The sequence below is a fragment of the Mesorhizobium sp. M7A.F.Ca.CA.002.15.2.1 genome (assembly GCF_003998715.1).
Lineage (GTDB): Bacteria > Pseudomonadota > Alphaproteobacteria > Rhizobiales > Rhizobiaceae > Mesorhizobium > Mesorhizobium ciceri.
The window spans coordinates 1-8,672 of sequence record NZ_RZPI01000179.1 but is presented as its reverse complement, the minus strand read 5'-3'; the positions used below and the strand labels follow the sequence as shown (position 1 = coordinate 8,672).

9 protein-coding genes are annotated in these 8,672 nt (G+C 62.7%); 3 read left to right on the top strand and 6 right to left on the bottom strand.

The features are described 5' to 3' along the window. From ENZ74_RS12760 to ENZ74_RS12750, 3 genes are all read left to right on the top strand, one after another. A partial coding sequence (locus ENZ74_RS12760; protein ID WP_164761019.1) for an aldo/keto reductase occupies window positions 1-1,027 on the top strand: 1,027 nt, incomplete at its 5' end. Next, window positions 1,024-1,452 (top strand): DUF4440 domain-containing protein, encoded by a 429-nt coding sequence (locus tag ENZ74_RS12755; protein ID WP_063167570.1) that lies wholly within the window; start codon window positions 1,024-1,026, stop codon window positions 1,450-1,452. The genes ENZ74_RS12760 and ENZ74_RS12755, both read left to right, overlap by 4 nt. A 48-nt stretch (window positions 1,453-1,500) precedes the next feature. Then, entirely contained in the window at window positions 1,501-2,760 is a 1,260-nt protein-coding gene (locus ENZ74_RS12750; protein ID WP_013532975.1) for an ABC transporter substrate-binding protein, read from the top strand. Window positions 2,761-2,851: 91 nt separating this feature from the next. Here ENZ74_RS12750 and ENZ74_RS12745 read toward each other — a convergent pair whose 3' ends face one another. The 6 genes from ENZ74_RS12745 to ENZ74_RS12720 all read right to left on the bottom strand — a co-directional run bounded on the left by ENZ74_RS12745 (window position 2,852) and on the right by ENZ74_RS12720 (window position 8,583). Beyond that, the gene (locus ENZ74_RS12745) at window positions 2,852-3,652 is read right to left on the bottom strand and encodes an ABC transporter permease (RefSeq protein ID WP_063167571.1); all 801 of its coding nucleotides are present in this window, start codon (window positions 3,650-3,652) and stop codon (window positions 2,852-2,854) included. Continuing rightward, window positions 3,649-4,521, bottom strand: a complete 873-nt coding sequence (locus ENZ74_RS12740; protein WP_063167572.1) for an ABC transporter permease — start codon at window positions 4,519-4,521, stop codon at window positions 3,649-3,651. Before ENZ74_RS12740 ends, ENZ74_RS12745 begins: the two co-directional genes overlap by 4 nt. Then, on the bottom strand, window positions 4,518-5,621 hold the full coding sequence (locus ENZ74_RS12735) for an ABC transporter ATP-binding protein (protein ID WP_063167573.1): 1,104 nt from the start codon (window positions 5,619-5,621) through the stop codon (window positions 4,518-4,520). The genes ENZ74_RS12740 and ENZ74_RS12735 overlap by 4 nt, the downstream gene beginning before the upstream one ends. Window positions 5,622-5,697: 76 nt before the next feature. Further along, entirely contained in the window at window positions 5,698-6,723 is a 1,026-nt protein-coding gene (locus ENZ74_RS12730) for an ABC transporter substrate-binding protein (RefSeq protein WP_063167574.1), read from the bottom strand. A gap of 52 nt (window positions 6,724-6,775) precedes the next feature. Further along, a complete protein-coding gene (araD1, locus tag ENZ74_RS12725; RefSeq protein ID WP_063167575.1) occupies window positions 6,776-7,774 on the bottom strand; it encodes an AraD1 family protein in 999 nt (332 codons plus the stop codon). A gap of 32 nt (window positions 7,775-7,806) precedes the next feature. Beyond that, window positions 7,807-8,583: an SDR family oxidoreductase gene (locus tag ENZ74_RS12720; RefSeq protein WP_063167576.1), complete on the bottom strand. Its 777-nt coding sequence runs from the start codon at window positions 8,581-8,583 to the stop codon at window positions 7,807-7,809. Window positions 8,584-8,672: the final 89 nt, after the last annotated feature.

Here is an 8,672-nt window from a genome sequence, read left to right as displayed (position 1 = left end):
CGGCTACACCATCTCGCGCGTCATTCGCGGCGGCTGGCAGCTGGCTGGCGGCCACGGCGCCATTGATCGCAGCCAGGCGGTGGCCGATCTGATCGCCACTTTCGATGCCGGCATCTGGACCTATGATTGCGCCGACATCTACACCGGCGTCGAGGAGCTGATCGGTGCCGCGCGCCTGCAGCTGGCCAGCGAGCGCGGCCTCGACGTCGCGGCCCGGATGAAGGTGCACACCAAGCTGGTGCCCGACCTCGAACGGCTGGCCAGTATCAGCCGCGACTACATCAGGCGCATCGTCGACCAGTCATTGCGGCGGCTGAAGACCGAGCGGCTCGATCTCGTGCAGTTCCATTGGTGGGACTATGAACAGCCGCGCTATGTCGATGCCATGGGCTGGCTCAACGAGCTTCGGTTGGAGGGCAAGGTGCGCAATCTCGGCACCACCAATTTCGACACGCCAAGGCTCGCCGAGATACTCGCTGCCGGCATCCCACTGGTCAGCCAGCAACTGCAATATTCCGTGCTCGACCAGCGCCCGGGCAACAGCCTGGCCGCGCTCGCAAAACAGAACGGCGTCAGCTTCCTCTGCTATGGCTCAGTTGCCGGCGGCTTCCTCAGCAACAAATGGCTCGGTGCGGCCGAGCCCGCCACGCCGCTCGAAAACCGCTCGCTGGTCAAGTACAAGCTGATCATCGATGATTTTGGCGGCTGGGAGCTGTTCCAGCACCTGCTGCAGGCGCTGAAGGCCGTTGGCGACCGCCACGGCGTTGACGTCGCCACCATCGCCAGCGCCTGGGTGCTGGAGCAGCCGCAAGTGGCGGCGGTCATCGTCGGCGCCCGCAACCAGGCCCACGCCATCGCCAATGCGAAAATCATGGACGTTGCGCTCGACGCCGAGGACCGGGAGCGGATTGCGGCCGTCATCGCGCAAGGCACCGGCCTCGAAGGTGACGTCTACACGCTGGAGCGCGACCGCCGCGGCCGCCACGGTTCGATCATGCATTACAACCTCAATGCGGGGAAGAAATGAGCGGCGAACCCTCCCTGTTTTCACGCGCCAGCGCCGAAATCATCGACCTGCACCGCTTCTTCGTCGACTGGTTCGTCGCCGCGCGAGCCAACACGGTGGACTTCGGCCGCTTCGAACGCGCCATGGGCAAGGACCTCAGCATGGTGGCGCCGGACGGGCAGATCCTCGATCGCGAAGCGGTCGTCGACCATGTCCGCGCAAGCCGTGCTTCCTGCGACGATGGTTTCGCCATTTCGATCGAGGACATCCGGCCCGGCTGGCAGGACGCGGATATTATCGTCGTCCTCTATGTCGAAGCGCAGCTGCGCGCAGGCAAGCACAGCCGCCGTCAATCGAGCGCCGTCTTCACCACCAGTTCATCGGCGCCCAACGGCGTCGAATGGCGACATCTGCATGAAACCTGGCTGCAGGTGCCGGAACGCTGAACAAGCTCCAGAGTTCAAATACAGTCGAGTAACGAAAGGGGAACAACAATGACAAAGACGATACTCCAACTCACCACAGCGCTGGCCCTCGTCACGATGGCGGGTGCTGCTCAGGCCGCCGACTGCAAGATCACCGTCGGCCTCGTCATGGAGCTGACCGGCCCGGCCGGTGAATACGGCCAGGCCGGCGCCAAGTCGGTCGAGATGGCCTTCCGCGACATCAACGGAGCCGGCGGAGTGCGCGGCTGCGATCTCGTCACCGACACGCGCGACAGCCAGAGCCAGGGCAACATCGCGGTCGACGCCGCCACTCAGCTTGTGCAGGTCAAGAAAGTGCCTGTGATCATCGGCGGCATCATTTCTTCGGTGTCGATCCCAATCCTGACATCGGTCACGGCACCGGCCAAGATCGTCCAGGTCTCCCCGGCATCGTCCTCGCCGACGCTCACCGCGCTCGGCCGCGACGGCAAGACCAACGGCATCTTCTTCCGCACCATCACCTCCGATGCGCTACAGGGTGTCGCCGCCGCCAAATATGCCATCGACAAGGGTTTCAAGAAGCTGTCGATCATCCACGTCAACAACGATTTCGGCGTCAACATGGTGGCCGAATTCTCGCGTGCCTACAAAGCGCTCGGCGGCACCATCGTCTCCGACACGCCTTACAATGAAAAGCAGTCGAGCTATGCCTCCGAAGTCACCGCGGCAATGGCCGGTGAACCGGACGGTCTCTACCTCGTCAGCACACCGGTCGACGGCGCCACGGTCGCCCGCACCTGGATCTCGCAGGGCGGCGTGCAGAAATTCCTGCTCAATGACGGCATGAACAGCCCGGACTTCATCGAATCCGTCGGCGCCGATTATCTGAAGGAAGCTTACGGCACGTCGTCCGGCACCAGCCCGACGGCCTCGACGGAGTATTTCACCAAGAACTATAAGGAATTCTCCGGCATCGAACCGACCAATCCGGCAGCCGACCGTTCCTATGACGCCGGCGCGATTGTTGGCCTCGCCATCGCCATTGCCGGCTCTGAGGACCCGGCCAAGATCAAGGACGCGATGTACAAGGCGGTCGATCCGGCCGGCACGCCGATCTTTGCTGGCAAGGAAGAGTTCGCCAAGGCGCTCGGCCTGATCAAGGACGGCAAGCCGATCCGCTACGAAGGCGTCATCGGCCCGGTCGCCTTCGATAAATATGGCGACATCACAGGCCCGTTCCGGCTGTGGAAGATCGTCGACGGCAAGGTAGCGACGGACGGTGAAATGACCACCGACGATGTCAACGCCTTGCAGGCCAAGCTTCAGTAAGCATCATTCCGTTTGGTCCGGCATCGATTATGTCAGCATCGATGCCGGGCCAAGAATATGGTTGCCTCATTGCGGCGCTCTTGCCCGGCACTCACGTCCGTTCCGTCGCAACTTGCCTGGGGATGAGAAAGCGGGCGGCGAGCACGCAGAGCAGCACGGTGAACATCAGGATCAGCGCCACCAGCGCATTGATATCGGGTGAGAAGCCAAGCCGCATCATCGCCCACAGCCTGACCGGCAGCGTGCTTTGCGTGCCAGTGACCAGGATGGTGATCATGGTCTCGTCGAATGACAGGGCGAAGGCCAGGATGGCGCCGCCGACCATGGCGCTCGACAGGTTCGGCAGGATGATGCGCCAGAAGGTCTGCCAGCCCGTGGCACCGAGATCGTAGGACGCTTCAACCAGCGTGCGGCTCATCGACTGCAGCCGCATCAGTACCGTGCGGTAGACTATCGCCAACACGAAAACCGTATGGCCGATAACGACCGTCAGCAGCGAGCGTTCGAGGCCGATCTCGCGGAAGAAGATCAGCAGCGCCAGGCCGCTGATGATCGGCGGCATCAGGAACGGCAGGAAGATGATGAACTGCAGCAGCGAGCGTCCGGAACGGCGCCCATGATAATAGAGCGCCAGCAGCGTTCCGCTGACCACCGACAGGATGACGGTGCAGACGCCGACGATCAGCGTCGTGCGCAGAGCGACCAATATGTCGTGGTTTTCAGCCAGCGCCACATAGGTCGACAGGGTCGGCGACGACCAGTCGACGGAGCCATGCGAAATGGTGAAGAACGACGACACGATCGGCACGAACAGTGGGCTGTAGAGCAGCACCGCAACCAGTGTCGTGATCACGGCCAGAAAGATCGTGGACAGTCGGGGCAGGGCGCTCATACCGAAGTCCCCGGGTTGCGGCCAAAGCGTTCGCCGACGAGGATTGCGGCGATCACCACGACGGCCAGCGCCACCGACAGCGCCGCGCCGAACGGCCAGTTATAGGCCGTGCCGAACTGGCTGTAGAGGATGCGGCCGAAGGTGAAGCCGCTGATGCCGCCGACCATTTGCGGCGTCAGGAAATCGCCGATCGCCAGCACGAAGACGAAGCTCGCCGCCGAAGCGACGCCGGGCAGGCTGAGCGGCAAGGTGATGCGCAGGAAGGTCTGCAAGCCGCTCGCGCCGAGATCGTCGGATGCGCGCAGCAGCACCTGCGGAATCCGCTCCAGCGACAGGAAGATCGGCAGGATGGCGAAGGGGATCAGGAGCAGGGTCAGCGTCAAAAGGATGGCGTTCATGTTGAACACAAAAAGCGTCGACGGTTCCTGCAGGATACCAAGCGCCACCAGCGCCTTGTTGAGGAAGCCGTTGAGGCCCAGGATGCTGCGGATCGCATAGATCTTGATGACGTAGCTCATCAGCAGTGGCACCAGCAGCAGCATCAGCAAGGCGTAGCGCCAGCGGCCTTTCAGCGTCGTCAGGAAATAGGCGGCGGGATAGGCAAGCAGGATGCAGATGATGGCCACCGACACGCACAGCACGATGGTGTTCCAGAACACCGGCAGAAAGACCGGATCGGTGAAGAACCTGACATAGTTGCCCAGCGACAAGCCGTAGACGATCGTGCCCTGGTCGACGCTGAAGAAACTGTAGCCGAGGAAGATCGCCAGCGGCACCAGGACGAAGACCACCGGCAAGGCAAACGCCAGCACCGTCACCAGCAGTGACAGCCGTCTTTCCGCAGGCAGTGTCGATCCGGCTTCGCTCATGCCAGCACCAGATGGCCTTCATGCGGCGCAAACGAAAGCGATACAGCCTCGCCGGATTTGAGCGCGCTGCCGTCGACGCGGCTAGGCACGCGCAGCCGCAAGCGCTGCGCGGCATTGTCGGCGCCGGCCATGATGGTGGCGACGGTCGACGAGCCGGCAAAGGCCAGATCGGAGATCGTGCCGGAAAAACGGTTGTCGGTGTCCTTTGCATCCGCAAGGTGCAAGGCTTCTGGACGGAACGCGGCGTAAGCGCTGGCGCCTTCCGCTGCGGCTTTCAAATGCGGCTGGTCGCTGATCGAACAGATGAGGCGCCCGAGCGCCGTCTCGATCGATCGCAGCTCGCCCTGGACCGGTCCGAGTTTCCCGGCCACCAGATTGTTCTCGCCGAAGAAACGCGCGACGAATTCGCAATTCGGTCTGTAGTAAAGGTCGTGCGGCGTGCCGAGCTGGCGGATATGGCCGGCCTCCATGACGCAGATCCGGTCGGCCATGCCGATGGCTTCTTCCTGGTCATGGGTGACGAACAGGAAGGTGGTCCTGATTTCGCGCTGGATGGACTTTAGGAACACCTGCATCTGCCGGCGCAGTTCGAGGTCGAGTGCGGCGAGCGGCTCATCGAGCAGGATCAGGCGCGGCTGGCAGATCAGCGCACGGGCGAGTGCGACGCGCTGGCGCTGACCGCCGGAGAGCTGCGCCGGAAAGCGGTCGGCGAAACGCCCGAGCTGGACCAGTTCCAGCGCCTCCGCGACTCGGCGCGCGATTTCCTTGCGCTGGACATGGCGAACCGAAAGCCCGTAACCGACATTGCCGGAAACGGTCAGGTGCGGGAACAGCGCATAGTCCTGAAACACGGTGTTGAACGGCCGCCGGTTGATCGGCATGCGGCTGATGTCTTGCCCATCCAGGCGTATCTCGCCCGACGTCAGGGGTTCCAGCCCGCCGATCAGCCGCAGCACCGTGGTCTTGCCGGAGCCGGATGGTCCAAGAACGGTGAGGAACTCACCGTCCTTGATCGACAGGTCGATGTCGTGCAGCACGGGGACCGTGCCGTAGGATTTCGAGACGGACCGCAGCGTCAAGAGGTCGGTGTTCTGGTTCATGAAATACTCTCGCATACGCTTCGGCGGTCCGGAACCTCCGGACCGCCGGGTCCTTCGAAGGCAGAGGGCACAAAGATCAGGGCGTTGCCTTGACCTCGTTCCACATGTCCGAACGCTTGAGCGGGTCCTCGACATTGTTGAGCCAGACCAGCTTGTCGTTGCCGCCGGCGCTGCCGGTTTCCGTCACCGTGTTGCCGAAGCCGGTGCGCTCGGAAAGCTCGCCGCCGACCCTCTTGCTCAGCATGAAATCGATCCATTTCTCGGCTGCCGCATTATCACGGACACCCTTGGAAATGACCCAGTTGTCGAGCCAGGCAAGCGCGCCCTCGCTCGGATTGACATAGGCGACATGGGCGCCGATCTTCTGCAGCGCCTTGACCTGCTGCTGGCCGTAATTGGCCCAGATCAGGGCCACATCATTGTTTTGGTAGATCTGCTGCGCCTCGTCGGCGGTGGTGTAGAAGCTGAGCACGTTGCGCTTGAGTTCGACCAGCTTGGCCTTGACTGCAGCCATCTGCTCTTCATTGAGGTTGAACGGATCCTTGTAGCCGAGCGTCAGTGCGGTGAACGAGAAATTGTGCTCGCCATTATCATACGCCAGCACCTTGCCCTTGTAGGCCGGGTCCCACAGAACCGACATCGAGGTCGGCGCCGGCTTGATCTTGTCGGTGTCGTAGATCAGGCCGATGGAGTCGAAGCAGAACGGAATGCCGTAGACCTTGCCGTCCTTGGTCACGCCGCTGACCGCCGTCAGGTCGCGGAAGCGCGGCAGCACGTCTTTCTGGTTGGCGAGCTTGGTGACGTCGATCGGCGACACCAGGTCAGCCTTGATGTAGCGCTGCAACTGGGCGGTGTTGACAGCAAAGACGTCGAAGTCCTGGCCCTCGCTGCCCTTGATCTTGGCCCAGATCTCGTCGTCGCTGCCGATGAAGACGACATCGACGCCGATGCCGGTCGCGGCGGTGAAGTCCTTGACCCAGTCGGCATCGGCGTAGCCGTCCCAGGCCAGTACCCGAAGGTTCGCGGCGAGCGCCGCCGATGTCATCAGGCCGATGCTGAGCCCGATTGTCGCTAGTCTTAAAAACGCTTTCCTCAGTCCCATTTTTAATCTCCCATTATCGTTCTGGTGGACCGTAATTTTCGGGCCTGCGCCGTCACAGCTGGGTAACAGCGACCAGTCCCTCGTCCGGCACCGACACCATCCGGTTGCGCAGTGGCTTGCCGAACGTCTGTGCCTGGATTTCATACTCGTCGCCGGAAGCCGTCTTGACGCCGGAGGCGTAGCTCATCACCGCCGCGCCGAAGAAATAGGCGTGCAGGTCGCCCGCCCTGCGGTGCATCGGGTAGCGGAAATGGAAGTGTTCGAGATTGGCGATCGAGTGCGACATGTGCGCTTCACCCGACAGGAACTCCTGCTCCCAGATAACAGTGCCGTTGCGTAGGATGCGCGAATGGCCGCGCACTTCTTCGGGCAGGTCACCGATCAGCAGTTCCGGACCAATCGAGCAGGAGCGCAGCTTGGAATGGGCGAGATAAAGGTAGTTCTCGCCCTCCGTCACGTGGTCGGAATATTCGTTTCCGAGCGCATAGCCGATGCGATAGGGATGGCCATCGGGTCCATTGACATAAAGCCCGACGATCTCGGCTTCCTCTGCACCGGCTTTCGCGAATGCCGGCATCGGCAGCGGTGCGCCGGGCGGGACAACGCAGGTGCCGACGCCCTTGAAGAACCACTCTGGCTGAATCCCGATCTTGCCGGAGCCAGGCTTGCCGCCCTCCAGCCCCATGCGGAAGATTTTCAAGGAATCGGATTCGTCGGCACCTTCGCCATGGGTCAGAACATGCATCTGGTTGCGCGCGGCGGCACTTCCGGTGTGGGTGAGGCCGGTGCCGGTGACCAGGAAGCGCGCCGGTTCGGGATGGTCGACCGGAGCGAGCACCTGCCCATCGCGCAACAGTTGGTCGTAGTCGATTTTCGCCGTGCCGGTCCGCTTCTCGACCAGCGCTGCGATCGACGTGCCCTGGGCAATTGCCGCTTCGGCCAGTTCCAGCACGCTGCTGGTCTTTTCGAGCGGGTGCAGATGATTGCCGTCATCGCAGACGCGGCCCACCCGTCTGCTGCCGTCGGCCATTCTGAACTGAACAAGACGCATGAACTAACCTTCTTCCTTTGAAACCGTACGGATCACACCCAGCCCGCATCGACGATGAACTGCTGGCTCGTGCACATGCGGCTGTCGTCGGCGGCGAGGAACAGCGCCATGCGCGCGATATCGGAGGGTTGCAGCCGGTCGGGCAGGCACTGCCTTTCCGCGATCTGGCGTTCGCCGGCCGGGTCCAGCCACAGGCGCATCTGGCGCTCTGTCATCACCCAGCCCGGCACCATGCAGTTGACGCGGATGCGCTCAGGGCCAAGCTCGCGGGCCAGCGCCCGCGTCATGCCGTAAATACCCGCTTTCGCGGTGACATAGGCTGGGCAATCCGGATCGCCGACCATCCAGGTGATGGAGCCGAAGTTGATGATCGAGCCGCCGCCCTGCGCGCTCATCTGCGGACGCACTGCCTGCGCCGCGAAAAACTGGTGGCGCAGATTGACCGCCATGCGGTCGTCCCAATAGGCAACCGTCACATCCTTGGTCTGGTGGCGGTCGTCATTGCCGGCATTGTTGCACAGCGCTTGGATGGGGCCATTGTGCTGCATTGCCTGCACGGTTGCCGCCTGCAACTCTTCGACGTTGCGCAGGTCGCATGGAATGAACAGCGGCGCGGCATGTCCGTCGGCCGCAATCGCGTCGACCAGACGTTGGGATGGTTCTTCGGCCATGTCAACGAAGGCGACGCGGCTGCCCTGGGCGCAGAAATGGCGCACCAGGCTTTCGCCGATGCCGCTGCCGCCGCCTGTTATGAAGACGCTGCGGCCCTTGAGGCTTGGATAGATCGCGTAGCCGATTTCATCCGTCATCGCGCGCCTCTCTAGTGCGAATGTCGAGGAATGCCGGCATCGCGCCGGCCGACGAGAAAGTCGAAATCGCAGCCCTTGTCGGCCTGCAG